Genomic DNA, 21,061 nt, shown 5'->3' on the forward strand with positions numbered 1-21,061 from the left:
CCCACGGCAGCTGCTCACCTCTTCTCATGTGCAGGCTAACAGCCCATCAGGCGCCCACATTCCAAGGGGAGATGCGACATTCTGTTAGGAGTTCTAAGTCGAGGCGAAGCGGTCACCTCACGGGTGCTCACCGGCCACTTTGGGCGACTCGACCCTCAAGCGTCTCAAATGGCGAGACGCATTTCATGTGACCTGCGCCACTCTCGTACATCATGTCTGCGAAGTCGCTTACGCAAAGCAGCAGTTCACGGTTAAGGCGTGCGTGACTCTTCGCCGGCGCCGCCCCGAACACCGTCTGGTCGCCAGGCTGCGGCGCGGGGAGACGCACAGCCTCAGCAGCTGGACAACATGTCAGCGGACAACAGACAGCTGCGGCCGGTTGTCCGAACCGCCGTGCCGTTGCCCCTCCCCCTCCTGCGCGGTGACAACGAGCCCGAAGATCAGGTCGTTGAGATCGGCGGGACGGAGGTGAAGCTCGCGGGCCGCATCGGCAGGCCGCGTCCCCTCGCTGCGCAGGGCAGTGAACACCTTTCCCAGTACCTGGGAGGTCTCGCCAGCGACTCCGCTCCGCGGCTCTGACTTGCGGTAGCCGAGACGGCCGAGTTCCACGCAGTGGGTGCGGTACTGCCATTCGGTGGTCAGGCCCAGTTCGTGCAGCCGGTGTGCGAGCGCCATGGCGGCGACCTTCCAACGGCGCTTTGCCTGGAGGATCCAACTCGTGCTCGCGCCATGCGGCGCGTGGGCGAGGACGTCTGCCCGCGGCATGAGGAATGCGGCTGCGAAGCGGTGCGCTTCGGCCTCGGCCTGTGGGCCGTGCGGCACCTGCTCCTCGCCATCCAGGACGAGGTGCCCGAGCTCGTGGGCGGCGTCGAAGCGCCCGCGTTCCGCGGTCTTCTCCGTGCTCAGCAGGACGAACGGCATCCCCCGGTCCCAGAAGGAGAACGCGTCGACTTCAGGACAGTCCCTGGAGAGGGTGAAGACGCGGACGCCGTGCGCCTCCAACAGGTGCACCACGTTTGGGATCGGGGCGTTCCCGAGTCCCCAGCGGGCGCGCACCAGGGAGGCGGCTTCCTCCGCTGGGACGTCCGTGCCAGCCGCTTCCCCTGGACGGGGAATCTGACCCTCGTCCGAACAGGGCGTGTCCCGTACGGTTCCAGGCCAGTACGTCGCTGCGGCGCCCGAGCACGACCGCGGGTGCGTCGCCGAACGCGTCGAGCAACTGCTGGGTCGTGTCACCCGCCCGTTCCGGCGCGGGCCTGCGCCGGGTGCCGGTGCGGCGCGAGGCGCGGGCCAGGTCGTGCAGATGGGCCCGCTCCACCTCGTCCAACCCGAGGGCACGGGCCAGCGCGTCCAGCACCTCCGGTGAGGCGTTGAGCGAGAGCCCCTGCTCCAGCCGCGTGTAGTAGGACAGTCCCACCCCGGCGAGCTGTGCCAGCTCGTCGCGGCGCAGACCCGGCACGCGACGGCGCTCTCCGAAATCCGGGAGCCCTACGTCCGCCGGCTGCAACTGCGACCGGCGGGTCTTGAGGAACTCCCCCAACCGCGGCTTCTTGTCCATGCGCCGAGTATCGATCACCGGGACGCCAGGCAGCCTGCCCCTGGCAGGGGCAGGCTGCGAGCAGCCGACGCCAGCACACTCGGAGCCCACGAGCAGGACGCAGGGCCGCCCCCGCAACGGAACACGGGCGGGGGCCGACCGGCGTCACCGGCCCGGAACCCGGCACGGCGGCTTCGCCGTCCACGCGGTCCCGGCTTCGGCTCGGCCCGACTCACTTGGCCACGGCATCCCCGCCCACCACGTCCCGGACGCGATGTCCGGCGTACCGGCCGGACCGCGTCTCACGAAAGGGAAACAACATGTCTGCGCTGTACACCACCGAGGCCCTGTCGACCGGTGACGGTCGCAACGGCGAAGTCCGGTCCCTCGACGGCGTCCTGGATGAAGTCCTGGCGGTCCCGAAGGAGATGGGCGGCCCCGGCGGCGACAGGACCAACCCGGAGCAGCTCTTTGCCGCCGGATACGCCGCCTGCTTCCACAACGGACTGCGCCTGATCGCGCGCGGGCAGGGGGTCGAACTGGCGGCCTCGACCGTGCAGTCGAAGGTGAGCCTGCTGGCGCGGGAGGCCGGCGGTTTCACCCTGGCCGTGTCGCTGACCGCGCACCTGCCGGGCCTGGAGCAGTCCACCGCCGACCAGTTGATGAAGGCCACTCATGAAGTGTGCCCGTACTCCAACGCCACCCGGGGGGAACATCGAGGTGACCCTCACGGCCACGGTCCAGTAAGGGACTTCGGACGGCCGACGCCCCCGAAGAAACTCAGCGGCTGCTGCCGCCGCGTGGTGGCGGCAGCCGTGCCCACCAGGCCCGTTGGCCACCACAGCCGGGGGCTGTTCGGCCGGTGAGGACTCTCCCCGTCGGGCCGCCCGGCAACCTCGGCTCACGTCGGCGCCGAACCGTCTCACTTCCGCCGGCGAAGCCCTGAGCCGCCGCCCCAACTTCCCAGAAACCGCGTGCCCAGTGACCAATATCGGACATACCGCGGACGGCGGTACGAAGGCGTGAAATCCAAGCTCGATCCGCTGTCCATGGCGGCGATGGCAGTCACCGTGGTCTCCGTCTCGGCCACCGCCCCGCTCACCGCCGCCGCCTCCGCCTCGCCGCTCGCCATGGCCTTCTGGCGCAACTGCCTGGGCTTCGCCGTACTCGGGCCTCTCCTGCTGTTACTACGCCGTCGCGAAGTGGTGCGCGTCGCGCGCGGCGAGCGCGGCATCCTGCGCCGGGAGCAGTGGCGGCCCCTGGTCTTCGGCTTCCTCGCGGCCACGTCGCTCGCCCTCCACTTCGCGTCCTTCATGACGAGCACCCGGCTGACCTCGGTCGCCATGTCCACGGCCCTCGTCGCCACCCAGCCCGTCTGGCAGGCCCTCATCGCCGCGGGCCAGGGCGTCCGGACATCCCGCCGGGCATGGGCGGGTCTCGCGCTCTCCGTGGCGGGAGCAGCCGCGGCGGGCGGTCTCGACATCAGGTCCGGCGGTACGGCGCTGCTGGGGGACCTGCTCGCCCTCGTCGGGGCCGTCGCCCAGGCCGGGTACACCGCGCTGAGCGAACGGTCGCGGGCGGATGTGAGCACGCCGCTGTATTCGACGTTCACTTCGCTGGTCTGCGGTGTGGAACTCCTCGCCGTCTGCCGACTGGCCCACATCCCGCTGACGGGCTTCGACAGATCCACGCAACTGTCGCTGCTCGGGCTGCTCGTCCTTCCCCAGATCCTGGGGCTCGGCTCACTGAACTTCGCCCTCGGCAGGACATCGGCGACGACAATGAGCGTCCTGCTCCTGCTGGAGACGCCCGTGGCGGCGCTCGCCGCGTGGTGGTTCATGGGGCAGGGCATCAAGCCCGCGACCGTGCCCGGGCTCCTGTTGATCATCGTAGGCGTCACGGTCGTGGTGACGAGCGGCGGCGAGGAACAAGCCACGGCCCAGCAGGGCAGACACCTCAGTACAGGAATACCGCCGTACCCGGCCTACGCCCCCGACCCACCCCAGCCTCCGCCCGCACTGCGGCACCCGACGTTCCCGGACTCCGCCCGACAAGACCCCAGAGTGGACTGGGCAAGGTACACCGGGGACGAGAGCCCAACGGTCACCCTCACCACCTATCACGGTGCGGGGGCGTTCGACACCTTGTTCTTGCGCATGCCGCGCATGCCACGCACAGAGGAAGAGGAGCCGAACCTCGACGCTCCCGCCGAGTCATGGGCGGACCGCGGTCGGCGGCGGTAGGCCGCCCATCCGATCGCAGCCCGGGCGCGGTCGTGTCCGGACCGAGCGTCAGGGGCGGGGGATGGATCTCCGCACCCTCCAGTTCTCAGAAGGGGGCATCACCCACTCTCGCGTGAGAACAAGTTGTGCGAACCGAACCGGGGTTCCAGGTTCGCGGATGGCCGTACCGGACGGCCAGAAGCCGGCCGTGGACTACGGGCCCCTGGAAGCCAGGGCCCGCAACCGGGTGAACCTGAAGCGGATCGAGACGCACTGGCCGGACCAGGGGGTGCGAACGGATCCGCGACTTGATGACAAGTACAGGGTGAGACCGTCGTCCGGCGGTCGGAGACGGAGATTCCGTGAAACCGGATACCCGGCAACACGAGGAACGCAGCGACGGCGCCCCCGACCGTGACGGCGACAGCGACGCCCAGCTGACACGGTCGGCGGCGGGGGACGCGGCGGCGTTCACCCCGCTGGTGGAGGCGTACTCGCCTGCCCTGCACGGCTACTTCGCCCGGCGCATGCCCGGCGCGGCGGACGATCTGTTGGCCGAGGCGTGGTTGCAGGCGTTCGCTGCGCGGCGCACGTTCGACCCTTCGCGCGGCTCGGCGCGGGGCTGGCTGTTCGGGGTGGCCCGCAACGTACTGGCCCAGCACCTGCGGCGGGCGGGGCGGCAGCAGGACGTACCGGGAGTGGAGAGCACCGATCCCTGGCAGGCGGTGGACCAGCGGCTCGACGCGGCCGCGCTGGCCCCCGCGCTGCGCCGGGCACTGGCCGAACTGCCCGTCGAGGAGCGGGAGGTGCTGCTGCTCGTCAGCTGGGAGCAGCTCACCCCCGCCGAGGCGGCCGCCGCCGTGGGCATCCCGGCGGGCACCGCCCGCTCGCGGCTGCACCGGGCACGGGGTCGGCTGCGCGACCGGCTCGCACCAACACGCCCGGCCGGCCGGACGGCACCTGAGCGTGACGGGAGACATGGCATGAGTACGTACGACGACGTGGAGCGGACCGGCATGAGCACGCAGGACGTGGAGGAAACCGGCATGACCGAGCGCGCGGCGTTGCTGGACTTCCCCGGCGCCGATGAACTGGTGGCCGCAGGGCGGGTCGAGCCGCCGTCGGCACAGGCGCTGGCCAGGGCGCTGGCGGGGATCGAGGCGGCGGTGGCCGCGCAGGAGGCCGGGCACGCCGCCGAGCGTAAGAAGGGCGCTGTGGTGACCGCACCGCTGGGGGTGATGTCCGGGCGCCGCCGGGTCCTCGTCGGCCTGTTCACCGCCGCCGCGGTCGCGGTCGGCGTGGTGACGTACGCGAACACCGGTGAGACGCCCACGGACACGGGCACGCGGAGCGAGGCGCGCGCGGACACCGCGACCGTCTTCCTCAACGACATCTCCACGGTGGCCGCCACCCGGTCGGTCTCCTCGGGGAAGTACTGGAAGACGCACCTGACGGTCGGCGACTCGTACCTCTCGCAGTCCATGGACTTCTACGTCGTCAACGACGGCAAGGCGTACAAGAAGGGGCGCCGGCCCGACTGGCAGTTCGGGCCGAAGGACCTCGACTGGAAGTCCCTGGACCAGCTGACCACGGACCCGGCGAAGCTGCTCCAGCTGCTCCAGACTCCGCCGAGGCCCGACAGCATCTCCCCCTTCGACCAGGCAGTCACCCTGCTCGGCGAGTCCCCGGCGAGCCCGAAACTGCGGGCAGGGCTGTTCAAGGCAATGGCGGGGCTGAAGGGCGTCAAACTCGTCGGGACCGTCAAGGACAGCACCGGGCGCGGCGGGACCGCCCTGGAGTTCGCGGAGGCCAAGAGCGTCGGCCGGGCGATCGTCGACCCGAAGACGAGCTCCATTCTGGAGTACACCTTCACGTGGACGGCGGGAGCCAGCAAGGGCAAGGTCACCCATCAGACGTACCTGGCGGTGGGCTTCACGGACAAGATCGGCTGACACCGGGCCGGCGAAGAGGTCCTCGAACGACCGAGGGCGCCTGGGGGCGCTGCACGCCCCCAGGCGCCCTCGGTCGGTTGTTCCTGCTGCTGACGATCAGTGGGCGGTCATGTGGGCGAGAGCCTGCTCGGCGCTGTCGGGGGCGAAGGCGCCGTCGATTCCTTCGGCGGCTCCCTCGGCCGCCTCGACGGAGCGGGGGATGAGGATCTTCTCGTAGGCGGTGACGGCGCCGTCGGCGGTGGCGTGTTCGGTGAGGGCCTGGGCGAGGTCGGCGCCGTCGCGCATGGCGAGGTTGGCGCCCATACCGGAGAAGGGGGACATCAGGTGGGCGGCGTCGCCCAGCAGGGTGACGCCGGGGGTGGGTTCCCAGGTGTGGGGGACGGGCAGGGCGAACAGGGGGCGGTTGGTGTAGCCGGTGTCGGTGTCGGTGATGAAGCCGCGCAGGGCGGGGCTCCAGTCGGCGAACCGGTGCAGAAGGGCGTCGCGGACGGCGGCGGGGTCGGTGAGGTCGACGCCGGCCTGCTGGTGCCAGTCCTGGGGGGTGCGCATGCCGACGTAGACGCGGATGTGACCGCCGCTGTTGCGCTGGGCGACGAAGCCGAGGTTGTTGTCGAGGGCCATCATGGTGCCGTTCCCGGTCAGGGCGGCCAGTGACGGGTGGCGGGTGTCGGCGTCGTTCAGGCCGGTCTCGACGAAGGTGACGCCGGTGTAGTTCGGGACTGCGTCCGTCAGCATGCGGCGCACGCGGGACCAGGCGCCGTCGGCACCGACGACGAGGTCGGTCTCGGCGCTGAGGCCGTGGGCGAAGTGCAGGCGGTGGCGGCCGTCGCCGAGCGGTTCGGCGCGCTCCAGTTTGTGGCCCCAGCGGACGGTGCCGGGGGCGAGGGAGCCGAGCAGGAGGTCGCGCAGCTGCCCGCGGTCGATCTCGGGGTTGCCCTGGCCGTTCTGGGGCGGCGCGGCGTCGAACAGGACGCGGCCGTCGCGTGCGACCAGGCGCATCTGCTCGCCCTCGGGCCGGGCCAGGGCGGTGAAGCCGGGCCACAGGCCGCCGGCGCGCAGGGCGTGCTGTCCGGTGTCGGGGTGCATGTCGAGGGTGCCGCCCTGGTCGCGGGCGGTCGCGGAGGCATCGGAGTCATAGACGGCGACGTCGATGCCATGGCGCTGGAGGATGCGGGCGCAGGTCAGGCCGCCGGGTCCGGCGCCGATGACGGCGATGCGGTTCATGGTCGTTCTCCTTGTCGCGGGTGTGCGGGGCAGGGGTCGGCACGGTCGGGTTCCGTCCGGCTCCTGCACTCCGGTTCCCCCACAAAAGCACGATCACTAAATAAGTGCAACGGTGCAACTTTTTATACCAGACACCTTTGTGTACGATGGGAGCATGACGACACCTGTAGGACGGCGCGAGCGCAAGAAGGCCGCCACGCGCCAGGCGCTCGCCGACGCCGCCCTGAACCTCTTCATCGAGCGCGGCTACGACGCGGTGACCCTGCACGAGATCGCCGAGGCCGCCGACGTGTCCACCACCACGCTGCTCAAGCACTTCCCCAGCAAGGAGGCGCTCGTCTTCGACGAGGAGGCCGACCAGGAAGCCGGCCTCGTTGCCGCCGTCAGCGACCGCGCCCCCGGCATGACCGTCCCCCAGGCCCTTTGTGCGCACGTCAAGCGCGTCCGCATCCGCGCCGTCGACTCCGGCGCCCGTTACGCCGACTTCCTCAACCTGGTGAAGACCACCCCGGCCCTCAGCGACTACGCCCACCGCATGTGGATGCGCCACCAGGACGCCCTCGCCCGCGCCATCGCCCAAGATCTCGGCGTCACACCCGACGACCTGCGCAGCGCAGCCCTGGCCCGGTTCGCCCTGGAGACCTCCGCCCTCGCCCAGCGCGCCGACGACCCCGAACGAGCCGTCGACGCCGCCTTCGACCTCCTCGAACACGGATGGAGCGCCCCGGCCCCGCGGTTCGTTGACGCCCGCGACTGACCTTGATCCCGGACGTCAGGCGGCGCGGCCCCGGAAGGGCGGCCCGTTCTCACAAAGGGGTACGCCCGCTGCACAAGCCCGCTCATTCCCATCAGGAGTGAGCGTCATGGCGCCGCACGAAGCTGTGCGGCCTCGTGGCGCAGTGCCTCCACGGTGGCTGTCACCTCGGGAGAGCGGTCGCGGACCGTGACGGCGACGACGGCTCGGCCGAGCCAGGCGGGGTCGTCGACCTGGACGACGCGGACTCCGGCGGGGACCGCGGCCGCGGCCACTTCGGGGAGTACGGCGATGCCGAGACCGGTGGCGACAAGGCCGAGGCGAGTGGGCCATTCGCGGGCGGCGTAGGCGATCCGCGGGTGGTCGAGGGTCGGCCAGGCGCCGAACTGGGGGTCGTCACGGAGGCCCTTGCCGACGATCCAGGGTTCGTCCCTCAGCTCGGCCACCGGGATGGTTCCGCGGCCGGCGAACCGGTGGTCGGCAGGGACGGCGAGCAGAAGGCCACCGTCGAGGAGCAGGTCGCGGCGCAGTCCCTCGAAATCGTAGGCGGGCAGGTCCGGTCCCACGCCGATCACCGCGACGTCGATGCGGTGCGCGCGGAGCTGGCGAAGCTGCGTGGGCGAGGACGCCTCGCCGAACTCGACGATCAGACCCGGGTGGTCGTTTCCCAGGCGGGCCAATGTCCTGGGGACGAGCACGGCGGCGGCCGAGGGGAACGCCGCGATGGCGACCCGTCCGGTGACGTGGTCCTGCAGTCCGGCGAGGTCTGTGCTGACGGCGTCGATCTCATTGAGGGCGGTGGCGGCTCGGCGGGCGAGCATCATGCCCGCGGGAGAGGGGGCCACCCCGCGGGCGCCCCGGACGAACAGCGGTGCGCCCGCGGCGGCTTCCATCGCCGCCACCTGACGGGACACCGCCGACTGCGTGTATCCGAGTGCGTCGGCCGCGGCGGTGAACGATCCGGTGTCGACCACTGCCTGGACGACGCGCAGACCGGTCAGGGTGAAGTCCGCCATGCCGTCATCCTGACACATTCCAAAACCGCATGTCTCTTATGTAAGACCTTCGCTGGTGGAATACCTGGATCAGCAGCACGCTGGAGGAGCAACAGCAAGCAATTCACGCAAAGGGAGCACCAGTCATGGCGAAGACGTGGTTCATCACGGGCAGTTCGAGGGGGTTCGGCCGCGAGTGGGCAGAAGCGGCGCTCGAACGCGGCGATCACGTCGCGGCGACGGCTCGGGACGTCAGCCTGCTGACCCCTCTGGTCGAGCGGTACGGGGACGCGGTACTGCCGGTCCGGCTCGACGTCACCGACCGCACCGCGGTGCACGAGGCAGTGCAGCTCGCCCACTCGCATTTCGGTTCGCTGGATATCGCGGTCAACAACGCCGGCTACGGGCATTTCGGCATGGTCGAGGAGTTGAACGAGGACGACCTCCGGGCTCAGATGGAGACCAATTTCTTCGGCGCCATGTGGGTCACGCAGGCCGTGCTGCCCGTCATGCGGTCGCAACGCTCGGGAAGGATCCTGCAAGTGACCAGCGAGGGAGGCGTACGTGCATTCCCCGGCATCGGTGCGTACCACGCCTCCAAATGGGCTCTTGAGGGGTTGTCGGAGTCCCTGGCGCAGGAAGTGGCAGCCTTCGGCATCCACATCACCAACGTCGAGCCCGGCCCCTATGCCACCGACTGGCTGGCTAGCGGGGCACGGCACAGTGAGCGGCACCCGGACTACACCGAAGTCCACGCGGCCACCGCGCAGGATTTCGAGGTGGGCGACCCGCGCGCGACCCGCGACGCGATTCTTCGGATCGCCGATGCGGAGCGGCCCCCGCTGAGGATCTTCCTCGGCAAGTCCTTCACCGATGTCGCCACTCTCTACGAGGAGCGTCTGAGCACCTGGCGCCAGTGGCAGCCGGTCTCCCTGGCTGCGTTCGGTTGAGCGGCAGCGCCGGGTGTCAGTGGTGGGCGGTCATATGGGCAACGGCGTGTCTGCTGGGCTTACTTGCCGGAGCCGACGTGGTAGCCGACCGGGTCGACGTAGACGTCCGGAGCGTTGCCGCTGGACGCGGAGATGGTGAAGGCGAGATCGTTGAGATTCACGATCTCCGAGACCTTCTCGTTCGGCGGGGTGACGGAGAGCCGGGTGTACTTCTTGCCGGAGCCGCTGGTGTCCGGGATGTAGCGGAGCAGGAAGCGGGTCTCCTCCCCGGGCCCGATGGTGACGGTGGACGCCGAGGCGTCGGTGCGGGCGGCGTCGGGCCCGGTGTCGCCCAGTCCATCGGGGCCCACGAGCTGGACGCCCGGGAAGCCGTGCATGCTGCATGCGCTGGAACCGGTGTTCTTCAGGTTGACGACTATCTCGTTCTTGGTCCCGCTGGCGGAGGCGCTGAAGGCGAGATGGTCGGTCTTGCACATGGAGCTCGACGTCGAGGACTGGGTCTTGCCGGAGAGTTCGCTGCCCTTGCTGGAGCCGGTGGAACCGGTGGAACCGGACGAGGAGGAACCTGAGGTCGAGCCCTGGCCGCCGGTGGAGGTGCCGCCGGTGGTGGAGGTGCCGCCGGTGGTGGAGGTGCCGCCGGTGGTGGAGGTGCCGCCGGTGGTGGAGCTGCTCGCGGTGGTGGACGCGCTGGTGTTGACGGAAGCGCTCGATCCGTCGCTGCTGCCGCACGCGGTCAGCGAGAGGCCGGCAGCAGCGGCGATGAGGGCGAGGGCGGGCATCTTCTTGACGCGCATCGGTACTCCTGGGAAGCGGTGTCGTATCGGCCGCTCGCTCCGGCTGGGCGGCCTCGGTTGCTTCATAGGAGGCCGGTGCCGGGCCATCCGTTGCCGTCGGAGTTGCGCCAAGACACCGCTGTGACACGGGAGTTGACGCGCCGTTACGGAAATGCGGAGAAACACGGACAGACCAGGACCATCCAACGACCGCCGGCCCCTGAAGGCATACGGGTACGCATGAATACCTCTAGGCACATCGACATCGGCTTAGATGCCAGGAGTTGAGCTCCCGGCAGGACGGATGACCCATCGCACGACTCAGGGGCACCGATGCGTGATATGCGCGGCTCCGTTTCCGGGGCGGCAGGCCCTACTCTGATCCCCGTGAGGCAGGCCGGCGCTGGGAAGGATGATCGGCGATGACGCCCCTGAGCACCGGGGACCCGGAGTCCATAGGCGGGTACACCCTTCTCGGTCGGCTCGGGGCGGGCGGCATGGGAGTCGTCTATCTGGGAGTCTCCGCCTCGGGACGGCAGGTCGCGGTCAAGCTCGTGCACGGGCCGTACGCCCAGGAGGAGGAGTTCCGCACGCGCTTCCGGCAGGAGATCGCGGCAGCGCGCAGAGTGAGCGGAGCGTTCACCGCGCCTGTCGTGGACGCCGACCCGGACGCCGAACGTCCGTGGATGGCGACGCTCTACGTCCCGGGGTTCACCCTTTCCGAAGTCGTGGAGAAGGACGGCCCGTTGAGCCAACGGGACCTGCGCGCACTGGGGCTGGGGCTCACCGAGGCGCTGCGCGACATCCACCGGGTGGGCCTGGTGCACCGAGACCTCAAACCGGGCAACGTCCTGATGACCGAGGACGGGCCGCGCGTCATCGACTTCGGCATATCGCGCGCTTCCGGCAACCAGCGCCTCACCACGACCGGGCGGATGATCGGCACTCCGCCGTTCATGTCGCCGGAACAACTGGCCTCTCCCCGAGAGGTCACCCCGGCCTCGGACGTGTTCGCGCTGGGGTCGCTGCTGGTGTTCGCCGCCGTCGGCACGGGGCCGTTCGACGCCGACAGCCCGTACATAACCGGCTATCAGGTGGTGCACGGGACCCCGGACCTCGGCGGGGTGCCCGAAGCGCTTCTGGGCATTGTCGAGCGCTGCCTGGACAAGGACCCGGCCGCACGGCCGGAACTGACGGACATACACCGCATGCTCCAGACGCTGCCGGAATCCGACGCCACCACGTCTGCGAAGACCGGGCAGTCCGCGAACCCCCGGCGCCACCCCACTCCTCGGAGCACGGCCACCACCTCCGCGGGCGCCGCGACCGGCACCGGCAAGCGACGCAGAGCCCGGATGCTGCTCACCGGCCTCGGCGCGGCGCTGGCCGTCACGGGGCTGGGTATCGGGGTGGCTGTCTTCGTGTCCGGCCCGGACACCACCACCGCCTCCGAGACCGCCGCCTCCGCCCGTGCCGCGTCACTGCCCGACGGCTGGCGGCCGTGGCGCACGGCGCTGCGGTCCGACGTGAAGGGTGTTCCTCTCGACTACGACAGCCCTGGATGCGTGACGCAGGGAAGCGCCCTGTTCTGTGGCGGTACGGGCTTCACAGCCGCCAGGATCGACGCGGCCTCCGGCCGCATCCTGTGGCGGACCGGCACCCGCCCTCAGGGGGCACAGCCGATCGGCGTTCGCGACGGGCTGGTCTACATGTACGAGGACCCGGACGACAGGACCAGGCGCGTGGTGGCCCTCGACGCCGCTACCGGGCACCGGCGGTGGCAACGCGACATCAACAAGTCCCAGGACGCGGTCCTGTACGACGGCGGACTGCTGACCATGTCCCCCGACTACTCCTCGTTCATGGCCTACGGGCCGTCCGGCAAGGAACTGTGGCGGGCGCCCTCGCTGAACGAGGTCTGCACTCCGTCGGCGCTGGGAGGCGCCCCCTACGCCCTGTGTTCAGCCGGCACCGAGCCCGGCCAGGCCCCGGTCGAACTGATGAAGCTCGGCCCCGGCAGCCTGACCAAGACCGCCACGCTGCCCAAGAAGGCGGAAGCGCTCGGCGCAGTCGGCGGGCAGCCCCTGTTCCTCGCCCCCCAGACCGCGAAGGACGTGTACGAAGCCGGGTACGAACGGCCGTACAACGCGCTGCTGCGGGTGGCCCCGGACACCGGGCAGGTCAGACGGATACCGCTGGCGCATCCGCTGACCGGCGCGGCCACACTCGTGGACGGCGTCGTCTACTTCGTCCGGTCCGACGGGACGGTCACCGCGGTGTCGGCCCACAGCGGCAAACAACTCTGGCAGAAGACAACGGACATGGAGAGTCTGTCCGCGCCCGCGGTGTCAGCGACGTACAAGCGGGTCTACTTCTCCAACCGCTTCGGCCGTCTGCTGGCACTGGACAGCCGCACCGGAGCAGAGGTCTGGCGCACCTCCGCCCTGGACGCCCCCGGGGACAAAGCGCAGGACTACCCGCCGCACGTGCTGCTCATCAAGGACGCGATCGTGGCACTGGCCGGCGACACGGCCTTCTCCCGGAGCCCGAACAGGCCCACCTGACCGGCCGAGGCAATCGCCGCGCACCGTGCGGATCAGCCCGCAGACCGCCTACGCCCTCATAGGGGTGTGCATCGGCAAGCCGATATGTCGGGGCCATCCCGCACCCGCAGCTGTCCCACCGCAGCGGAGCGGTCCGGCCCCCGCGCAGTGCCCCCAAGTGGGTGCGTGCCCAAAGCGTGCCCATAAGACGGGACAACCACGGTAAACAGCGGTGCGAAGCCAACCCTTCAAACTGCACCCCCGGCGACGTACTTGCAGGTCAGAAGCCGTGCCGCCACCCAAGCGCCGTCGCTTCCCAAGCTGAGAGCGCGAGTTCGATTCTCGTCACCCGCTCTTCTTGAAGCCCCGGGTCAGCGGCCTGGGGCTTGTTTCATTGGGGAGCCGCTGCTGCGTTTTACGAGTCCTTCTGTACCCCGAGATTGGGCACGCAGAGGGCACGCGCGCCTTGAGAGGGTGCCCCAATCACGTCACAGCGTGGCGCTGACCTGCACTTTCACGTAGATGAGCCGGAGGTGAGCCCTCAGCCCGCTGTTCCCGGGCGAGGGCGATAACCGTCGTGCACGTGCTTCATCGTGGGCGGTGCACAAGCCCCTTGTGGGAGCGGGCATTTGACCGCCGAGGGTCCTGCGTCAGAGCGGGAGGTCGTCGGGGAGCACTCGGAACGCCTTGTAGCGGCCCAAGGGGCGTACGGCCCGGAAGTCTCGTCGGTCGAGGGTGAGAATCGCGTCCGTGTCATAGTCGGCGGCAAGCGCCACGTTCACCGCGTCGGCGAGGTCGAGGTCCAGCGCGCGGTAGCGGACACGGACAGACTGGGCGGCGCCCAGGTGGTCCTCCGTGATCTCCGGCAGGACGACACGACCCCGGCTCATCCAACGCCGCAGGTCGTCGACCGCGCTGAGGGCGGCCTCTCTGCCGAGCTCACGCGTCGCCACGTGATCCAGTTCGGCCAGCAGGAGCGGGGACATGACCAGCAGGCCCGCCGCCATGATCGCCTCGTTCGCCGCCCGGTGTTCCGGATGAGCCGAGTCCAGGGCTGCCAGAAGGCCGGACGTATCGGCGATGACAATGATCACGCGGCAGATCCGGACCCTGAGCCGGTCTCACGCCGGACGGCCTCGGCGACCGTGTCGCGGACCTCCGGCTTGGACAGCGTGCGCCCTGGCCCCTCGAAGGTGCGTGAGAACAACGGCTCGTCCCAGACCCGGTTCGCCATGGCCGCAAGGTGGATGCCCTGGCGGATGATCTCGGCCTCGCTTATACCTCGGCGCTTCGCGGCCTCCTTGATGATGGCCAGGTCCTCGGGGTCGGCGTAGACGTTGGTGCGCTTCATGGACATGTACCAAGAGTAGTCCATGTACCGGATTGATGTATCCGGCGCACTTCCCCACGTCCCGTTGCCGAGGATCAGCCGAGCCGATCTCACAGGCCCCGTCCGGGTGCCAGACTGTTCCTGGGGAGAGGGGTATGTCATGGGGTTCGGTTTCCGTGTCGGTGTGCCCGGGATGAGTGTGCGGGTCTCCACTCGTGGAGTACGCACCTCGATCGGGCCACGTGCGGCGAGGCTCAGCGTGGGCAGTGGCGGCGCCAGGATGTCGACCGGACTCGGCCCCTTCTACGCGTCGAGTTCCCTCGGCGGCAATCGACGGCGCACCAGTACGCGGCGTACGGCACGATCTCGTACGGTCACCCCATCGGTCGCGCAACTGGACCGGGCGCGCCGTCAGGCGGAGCGGGCTCAGCAGGAAGCGGAGCGTGGTGCACCATCGCTCAGTTGCGCGAGCTGAGGCGGCAGATGACCAGCGTTCATCTGGAGTCCTTCCCCGCGGCGCATCCGCCCGTCATCCCGGGCGCTCCCCAACCGAGCCTGTCCTGGGCGCTCGCCGAAGCCCGGACGTTCCACCTTCAGGGCGTCGGGCGGCTGGCCCGCGCGGAGAGGGCCGCCGCCAGGCAAAGGGCGGAACAGGACGCGCCCGCCTACCTGGCCGCCGAGACAGCGCGACTGCGAGAGATCCGCCATCAGTTGACGGACGAGGCCGAACACTGGTGGCAAGCCCTGCTCGCCAATGACGAGGACACCGTCTGCGAGGCGGTGAACACCGCCTTCTCGGACAACCCGGCCGCCGGCTGTGCCGTAGGCGTGGACGGCTCGGTCCTGTCCGTCGTTGTGCGGCAACAGGACCTCGACTCCATGCCCGGTCAGACGCCTGGGCTCACGCCCGGCGGACGCCCGACGCTGAAGAACCTCACCAAGCGGGATCGCGTCCTGTGGTGGCTGACGTCCATGGGTTCCAACATCGTCGCCACGCTGAAGGAGGGCTTCGCCACCGCACCTGGCATCACGGCCATCGACCTCGCCGTACTGACCCGCCTGCCCGACACCCAGCGCCTCGGCTTCGTGGCCTACGGCCGCTGGACGCGCCAGGCGATCGAGTCCACGCCCTGGCGGGAACCCGAGGACGCCCTGCGCTTCCAGGACATCGGGCAGGACGTCGCCTGCTCTGTCACCACCACTGCATCGGGCAACCTGTCCAGCGCGATCAAGCCGCTGGAGGCCAGCCGCGTGCCCGGCCTCCAGGACCTGCTCGACCATGCTCAGGACGAACCCGGCGCCGACGAACCGTCACTCGCCGACATCGACGTCACCCTCGGCGCCGCCACCCCACCCGACGACCGGGCCCCACTCACCGATCCCTACCAGATCAAGCCGTTCGCCGAATGGAAGCAAGAGACGTCGGCGGGACCGCCTCCTGTACCGACCACACCGCCCGCACCGCCTGCCTCGCTCGTCCCCGGCCAGACCCTTGTCCTGCCCGAGGACGCCTGGCAGGGGCTGCGCGTCGCCTTCAGCTTCGCCGGCGCGGACGCGGACCTCACCCTCTTCCTGACCGGGGAGGACGGCCGGGTGGCGGCTGACGAGGACTTCGTTTTCTACAACCAACCCTTCGCTGCCGACGGTGCCGCACGGCTTCTGGGCAAGCAGCAGGAGGGTCCGTACGCCGTCGAACGCGCCACCCTTCACCTGGCTGCCCTGCCCGAGCGAGTGCGCCGCGTCGCCATCGCCATCAACATGGACGTCGACACGGGCCTGAACTGCGGCTCTCTCACCCACGCCGCCTTGCACATGGACTGCGTGACCGGGGCGGCATGGGCTTTCCAGCCCTCCGCGAACCCGGATATCCAAGCCATGGTCGTCGCCGAGTTGTATCGGCACACCGTCGACGGCCGACCCGCATGGAAACTACGGGCCCTCGGCCAGGGATGGGCGGACGGCCTCGACGGCCTCGCTCGCGCCTATGGAGTCGATGTCGAATGACAGCCGGAAGCCGACCCCACCTACGCATCCGCAACCACACCTGTCCTGGGCACGAGACACCTGGACGCGGAATCCTCCCCAGGCTCGTCGTCCCCTCCCCCAGACCTATTACTCCGGAGCGGTGCCCATAGCGTGCCCGTAAGGACGGAAAACCACGGTCAACAGCGGTGCAGTCCGGCCCACTCAACCACCTCAAGGGTCAGGTATCTGTGCTGGTCAGAGCCCATCGAGCCTGTCCAGGCGCCGTCGCTTCCCAAGCTGAGAGCGCGAGTTCGACTCTCGTCACCCGCTCCAAATTGAAACCCCAGGTCAGCGGCCTGGGGTTTGTTTGTTGCCTAGTCCAATTCGAGAGTGGCGTGCTCTCGGCGTGCCCTTAGGGCTCCTTTCACAACGCTGGGTTTCTTGCAGGCGAGGATCATGCAGTGGGCGAGTTGTAGAAACACGTCGTGCATGTCGTCGCGGGTCTCCCAGCGGGTCCGAGGGCGCGGCTGCCGCGCCGCGGAGTCTCAAGTCGCCGACCGCGCAGGTGTCGTACTACGGCGGGCGCACCTGGAAGAACACGGCCGTCCGCACGACCGCCGACGGCAAGCGGTCGGTAAGGCCGAGCGGCCCGAGGATGCCCGGTTCGGTGTCATTCCGGGCCGAGGCCGTCGACGCCAAGGGACCAGCGTCACCCGGACGCTGATCAACGTCTACCTCACCACGAGGTGACCGGAAGAAAGTTCCCGGCTCGAGGCAACCCTTTGCGGAGCCTGTGACCACAAGGGGATCGGATCCCGCCAGTTCCGGTGCCTGGGTCCGCCTACCTCTGGTGAACGGCATGCAAGGAGAACACCTCCCCATGAACAACCCCACGAACGGCGGGCGCCGCGGGCGTCACCGTCGTCGCTGGACCGCGACCGGTCTGCTGCTCGGCGTGCCCGCCATCGTCGTGCCGTATCTCCTGTTCGCGCAGGAGGACTCGCAGGCCGCAACGGTCGACGGCGATGCCTACTACCGGCTGGTCTCCGTACGCAGCGGCAAGGTGATGGACGTCAACGGCTTCTCCACCGCCGACGGCGCCCGTATCCAGCAGTGGACCAACCAGAACACCGCCAACCAGCAGTGGAAGCTGAGACCCACCGGGGACGGCTACTACGAGCTGGTGAACCGCAACAGCGGCAAAGTGCTGGGTATAACGGGCAATTCGACCGCCCAGGCGGCCGCCGCCGAGCAGCAGACCGACAGCTCCTCCACCTCCCAGGAGTGGCGGATCAGCGATGTGAGCGGTTCCGACGCCGTCACCTTCACCTCCCGCAGGAGCGGCCAGGTCCTGGACGTCTCCGGGGGCTCCACGGCCGACGCCGCGGCAGTCATCCAGTATCCCGGCAGGGGCAGCAGCAACCAGCAGTGGAAGCTGGTGAAGACGGTCGAGGCCCCGGCGGCCGGGGCCGGCGGTGCGCAGACCACGGCCGCGGCCGGACCGTACAGGTGGAAGAACGCCCAGGTGGTGGGCGGCGGTTACGTCACCGGGCTGGTGTTCAACCAGCGGGAGAAGGGTCTGCTGTACGCGCGCACCGACATGGGCGGCGCCTACCGCTGGGACACCGCGGCCGAGCAGTGGATCCCGCTGACCGACTGGATCGGCGAGAAGGACTGGAACTTGCTGGGCATCGACTCGGTGGCCACCGACCCCGTCGACCCCGACCGGCTCTACCTAGGGGCGGGCACCTACACCAACGAGTGGGCCGGCAACGGCGCGGTCCTGCGCTCCACCGACCGGGGCCGCACCTTCAAGCGCACCAGTCTGCCCTTCAAGCTGGGCGCCAACGAGGACGGCCGCGGGGCGGGCGAACGGCTCGTGATCGACCCCGCAGACAACGGCACCCTGCTCCTTGGCACCCGCAGGAACGGCCTGTGGCGCAGCACCGACCACGGCGTGACATGGAGTCAGGTCTCCTCGTTCCCCGTCAAGGACGGGGCGAGCAGCGGCGCGGGCATCTCCTTCGTGACGTACGGCCCGGCCGGCAGCAAGACGATCTACGTCGGCGTCGGCGACAGGTCCACCTCCCTGTACCGCTCCACCGACGGCGGCAGCACCTGGCAGGCCGTCTCCGGGCAGCCCACCGGCCAGCTGCCGCAACACGGAGTGCTCTCCGGTGACGGCTCGCTGTACCTGACGTACACCAACGTCCTCGGACCCAACGGCGTGACGGCGGGGTCGGTGTGGAAGTACACGCCGAGCCGCGGGGCGTGGAAGAACGTCTCCCCGTCCCAGGGCAGTTACGGCTTCTCCGGTCTGGCCGTCGACCCGCGCAAGCCGTCCACGGTGATGGTCACCACCCTCGACCGCTGGTGGCCCGAGGACGAGATCTACCGGACCACCGACGGCGGCACGACCTGGAAGGCACTGGCCGACAAGTCGGTGCGCAACGCCTCCGCCGCTCCTTACATCGGCACTCACACCGGGCACTGGATGACCGCCCTGGCCATCGATCCCTTCAACTCCGGGCACGTGCTGTACGGCACCGGCAACGGCATCTGGCGCAGCAAGGACGCCAACGCCTCCGACAGCGGCGGCACCAGCCACTGGACCGCGGGGGCCCGCGGCCTTGAGGAGACCGCGCTGATGGACGCGATCGCCCCGCCTGGCGGCGCCACCGTCATCACCGCCATGGGCGACCAGGGCGGCTTCCGGCACGACTCCCTGACCAAGGTGCCCACCGGGCGACTGAGCAACCCGATGATGACCAACAGCACCGACATCGACTTCGCCCAGTCCAAGCCCTCGATGATGGTCCGCGTCGGCCGTGGCGGCGCGCAGGACGGCGCCTACTCCACCGACGGTGGCCGCAGCTGGAACGGCTTCAAGTCGGAGCCGGTGGCCGGTGCCCAGGACGGCCATGTCGCGCTCGCGGCGGACGGCTCCACCATCGTCTGGACCGAGGCCGGCCAGGTCCCGTACCGCTCGACCGACAAGGGGGCGAGCTGGTCGCAGGTCGGCGGCCTGGGCACCGACGCCGTGGTCGTCGCCGACCGCTCCTCGGCCAAGACCTTCTACTCACTGTCGGGCGGCACGCTCCACGCCAGCACCGACGGCGGCGCGACCTTCACCGCCCGCGCCGGCAACCTGCCCACCGGCCGGCTCACGGCCGTCCCCGGCATCGCCGGTGACCTGTGGATCGCCGGCGGTGACAAGGGACTGATGCACTCCACCGACGGCGGCCGTACCTTCACCACGCTCAGCTCGGTGAAGTCCGCCTCCGCCCTCGGCTTCGGCAAGGCCAAGCCGGGCACCTCCTACCAGGCCCTGTACCTGATCGGTACCGTCAAGGACGTCACCGGCGTCTTCCGCTCCACCGACAAGGGCGCCACCTGGCTCCGCGTCAACGACGACGCCCACCAGTGGGGCAGCATCGGCGGCGTCGGCGTCATCACCGGCGACCCCGACACCTACGGCCGCGTCTACATCGGCACCAACGGACGCGGCCTCCAGTACGGCGACCCGTCCTGACTCCGACACCCGAGCGGGGCCGCAGGCACAACGGCCTGCGGCCCTGCCAAGGCAGAGGGAAAACGCTTCGTCCTGACCAGCTCCTGGCACCGGCCTGTCCGGGCGAGCCGAGGACGAACTCCGAGAGACGGCATCCAGGTGCATTCGCGACAGCACCATCCAGCCGGCATGGGAGTCCAGGCATCCAGCACATGGAAGCGACACCGTAGACCCCTGCCTCGACGCCCTACTGCTCCGTGCCCTTGGCGTGCCCTTAAGAGCGGTCAACCACGGTCAACAGGGGTGCGATCCGACCGGAACAACCATGTCGACACAGCGCATCTCCGCAGGTCAGAGGTAGACGGGCCAGTCAAGCGCCATCGCTTCCCAAGCTGAGAGCGCGAGTTCGATTCTCGTCACCCGCTCCATTTGAAACCCCAGGTCAGCGGCCTGGGGTTTGCGTTTTGCCCCTGGCTTTCCGGCGTTTTTCACCACAGGGCGTGCTCGAGGATTGGGCACGCGGAGGGCACAAACGCTTGGTTGGGACCATCCTGCCGCTGCCCCCATACCGGCGCACACCGCTGACCTGTGGTTTCACGCCAAGCCATGCAAGATCACGTAGAGAGAGCCCTCAGCCTGCCGTTCCCCAACGAACGCTGCCAGACGGTACCCCGCATGCACCCCAAAGCCTTCGGGTCGTCTACGCCGCGGTACTGCCCTGATCACCGCTTGCCGGCATCCGCAGCATTTGGTCACCGAATGCGGCAACCAGGGCGGCGCAGGCGGTCTTGCTGTAGCCCACCGGGCCGCCGGTGGCCGTGTAGCAGTCTTTCGACTGGCCGTAGACGGGGTCGCCGAAGGTCGCGTCGGTGCAGGGGGTGTTGCCGGTGGCGGTGATGGTGCTGAACGCGCCGTAGGCGCCGTACATCGCGGGCTGTCCCGCGACGGTCGAGCAAGTGCCGTTCTGGGAAGCGCACTTGGCCCAGCCGCCGGCCGGTACACCGGCGGGCGCGACGTAACAGGACTTGGCGGTGCCGTAGACGGGGTCGCCGCCGAAGTGGGCGCTGGTGCAGGCGACAGCGCCGGTGGTGACCTGGTGGGTGAAGTTGCCGCCCGCGCCGTATGCCACGTCGTGGTTGTAGGCGGGGACCGAGCAGGTGCCGCCCTCCCCGGCGCAACGGGGGTATCCGGCCGGGTCGCCGGCGTCGGCGAGGAGAACGGTGAGCCGGTCGTCGTCGACGTGCCGGGCGCGCTCGCGCCGCCGCGTCGGCCCCGTCGGCTCATGCATCGCCATACGGTGCTGAT

Annotated in this window: 15 protein-coding genes and 1 pseudogene; 8 read left to right on the forward strand and 8 right to left on the reverse strand. The window is 69.6% G+C overall.

From position 1 onward, the window contains the following. Nucleotides 1-351 precede the first annotated feature (351 nt). Both ACZ4RZ_RS32735 and ACZ4RZ_RS32740 read right to left on the reverse strand, forming a co-directional pair. Nucleotides 352-1,014: an ImmA/IrrE family metallo-endopeptidase gene (locus ACZ4RZ_RS32735; protein WP_467750142.1), complete on the reverse strand. Its 663-nt coding sequence runs from the start codon at nt 1,012-1,014 to the stop codon at nt 352-354. A 91-nt stretch (nt 1,015-1,105) separates the two neighbouring features. Beyond that, nucleotides 1,106-1,558 (reverse strand): annotated as a pseudogene (locus ACZ4RZ_RS32740) (helix-turn-helix domain-containing protein); the annotation flags it as partial. A gap of 299 nt (nt 1,559-1,857) precedes the next feature. On the opposite strand from ACZ4RZ_RS32740, the gene ACZ4RZ_RS32745 reads away from it, so the two are divergent. The 3 genes from ACZ4RZ_RS32745 to ACZ4RZ_RS32755 all read left to right on the forward strand — a co-directional run bounded on the left by ACZ4RZ_RS32745 (nt 1,858) and on the right by ACZ4RZ_RS32755 (nt 5,711). Then, entirely contained in the window at nt 1,858-2,403 is a 546-nt protein-coding gene (locus ACZ4RZ_RS32745; protein ID WP_467750143.1) for an organic hydroperoxide resistance protein, read from the forward strand. Nucleotides 2,404-2,559: 156 nt separating this feature from the next. After that, complete coding sequence (locus ACZ4RZ_RS32750; RefSeq protein ID WP_467750145.1) at nt 2,560-3,780, forward strand: DMT family transporter; 1,221 nt, start codon at nt 2,560-2,562, stop codon at nt 3,778-3,780. A gap of 341 nt (nt 3,781-4,121) precedes the next feature. Beyond that, complete coding sequence (locus ACZ4RZ_RS32755) at nt 4,122-5,711, forward strand: RNA polymerase sigma factor (RefSeq protein ID WP_467750146.1); 1,590 nt, start codon at nt 4,122-4,124, stop codon at nt 5,709-5,711. Nucleotides 5,712-5,807: 96 nt separating this feature from the next. Here ACZ4RZ_RS32755 and ACZ4RZ_RS32760 read toward each other — a convergent pair whose 3' ends face one another. Beyond that, the gene (locus ACZ4RZ_RS32760; protein ID WP_467750148.1) at nt 5,808-6,935 is read right to left on the reverse strand and encodes an FAD-dependent oxidoreductase; all 1,128 of its coding nucleotides are present in this window, start codon (nt 6,933-6,935) and stop codon (nt 5,808-5,810) included. 154 nt (nt 6,936-7,089) lie between these two features. On the opposite strand from ACZ4RZ_RS32760, the gene ACZ4RZ_RS32765 reads away from it, so the two are divergent. Beyond that, the gene (locus ACZ4RZ_RS32765) at nt 7,090-7,692 is read left to right on the forward strand and encodes a TetR/AcrR family transcriptional regulator (protein WP_467750149.1); all 603 of its coding nucleotides are present in this window, start codon (nt 7,090-7,092) and stop codon (nt 7,690-7,692) included. A gap of 104 nt (nt 7,693-7,796) precedes the next feature. Here the strand turns inward: ACZ4RZ_RS32765 and ACZ4RZ_RS32770 are convergent, their stop codons facing one another. Beyond that, nucleotides 7,797-8,705, reverse strand: a complete 909-nt coding sequence (locus ACZ4RZ_RS32770) for a LysR family transcriptional regulator (protein WP_467750151.1) — start codon at nt 8,703-8,705, stop codon at nt 7,797-7,799. A 125-nt stretch (nt 8,706-8,830) separates the two neighbouring features. On the opposite strand from ACZ4RZ_RS32770, the gene ACZ4RZ_RS32775 reads away from it, so the two are divergent. Next, complete coding sequence (locus tag ACZ4RZ_RS32775) at nt 8,831-9,634, forward strand: SDR family NAD(P)-dependent oxidoreductase (protein WP_467750153.1); 804 nt, start codon at nt 8,831-8,833, stop codon at nt 9,632-9,634. Between the two features lie 59 nt (nt 9,635-9,693). On the opposite strand, the gene ACZ4RZ_RS32780 is transcribed toward ACZ4RZ_RS32775, so the two are convergent. Continuing rightward, entirely contained in the window at nt 9,694-10,428 is a 735-nt protein-coding gene (locus ACZ4RZ_RS32780) for a DUF4232 domain-containing protein (protein WP_467750155.1), read from the reverse strand. Between the two features lie 401 nt (nt 10,429-10,829). Between ACZ4RZ_RS32780 and ACZ4RZ_RS32785 the strand changes: the two genes are divergently transcribed. Then, a complete protein-coding gene (locus ACZ4RZ_RS32785; protein WP_467750157.1) occupies nt 10,830-12,971 on the forward strand; it encodes a protein kinase domain-containing protein in 2,142 nt (713 codons plus the stop codon). Nucleotides 12,972-13,600: 629 nt separating this feature from the next. Here ACZ4RZ_RS32785 and ACZ4RZ_RS32790 read toward each other — a convergent pair. Both ACZ4RZ_RS32790 and ACZ4RZ_RS32795 read right to left on the reverse strand, forming a co-directional pair. Beyond that, the gene (locus tag ACZ4RZ_RS32790) at nt 13,601-14,044 is read right to left on the reverse strand and encodes a PIN domain-containing protein (protein WP_285556848.1); all 444 of its coding nucleotides are present in this window, start codon (nt 14,042-14,044) and stop codon (nt 13,601-13,603) included. Next, nucleotides 14,041-14,307 carry a ribbon-helix-helix domain-containing protein gene (locus ACZ4RZ_RS32795; RefSeq protein ID WP_141313723.1) on the reverse strand — a complete coding sequence of 89 codons (267 nt, stop codon included), beginning with the start codon at nt 14,305-14,307 and terminating at the stop codon, nt 14,041-14,043. The genes ACZ4RZ_RS32790 and ACZ4RZ_RS32795 overlap by 4 nt, the downstream gene beginning before the upstream one ends. A 435-nt stretch (nt 14,308-14,742) precedes the next feature. Between ACZ4RZ_RS32795 and ACZ4RZ_RS32800 the strand changes: the two genes are divergently transcribed. Next, on the forward strand, nt 14,743-16,284 hold the full coding sequence (locus ACZ4RZ_RS32800; RefSeq protein WP_467750159.1) for a TerD family protein: 1,542 nt from the start codon (nt 14,743-14,745) through the stop codon (nt 16,282-16,284). Nucleotides 16,285-17,125: 841 nt separating this feature from the next. Beyond that, nucleotides 17,126-19,777 (forward strand): RICIN domain-containing protein, encoded by a 2,652-nt coding sequence (locus ACZ4RZ_RS32805; RefSeq protein WP_467750161.1) that lies wholly within the window; start codon nt 17,126-17,128, stop codon nt 19,775-19,777. A 679-nt stretch (nt 19,778-20,456) separates the two neighbouring features. On the opposite strand, the gene ACZ4RZ_RS32810 is transcribed toward ACZ4RZ_RS32805, so the two are convergent. Next, entirely contained in the window at nt 20,457-21,044 is a 588-nt protein-coding gene (locus ACZ4RZ_RS32810) for a hypothetical protein (RefSeq protein ID WP_467750163.1), read from the reverse strand. Nucleotides 21,045-21,061 lie beyond the last annotated feature (17 nt).

This window comes from Streptomyces sp. NPDC027189 (assembly GCF_055566975.1).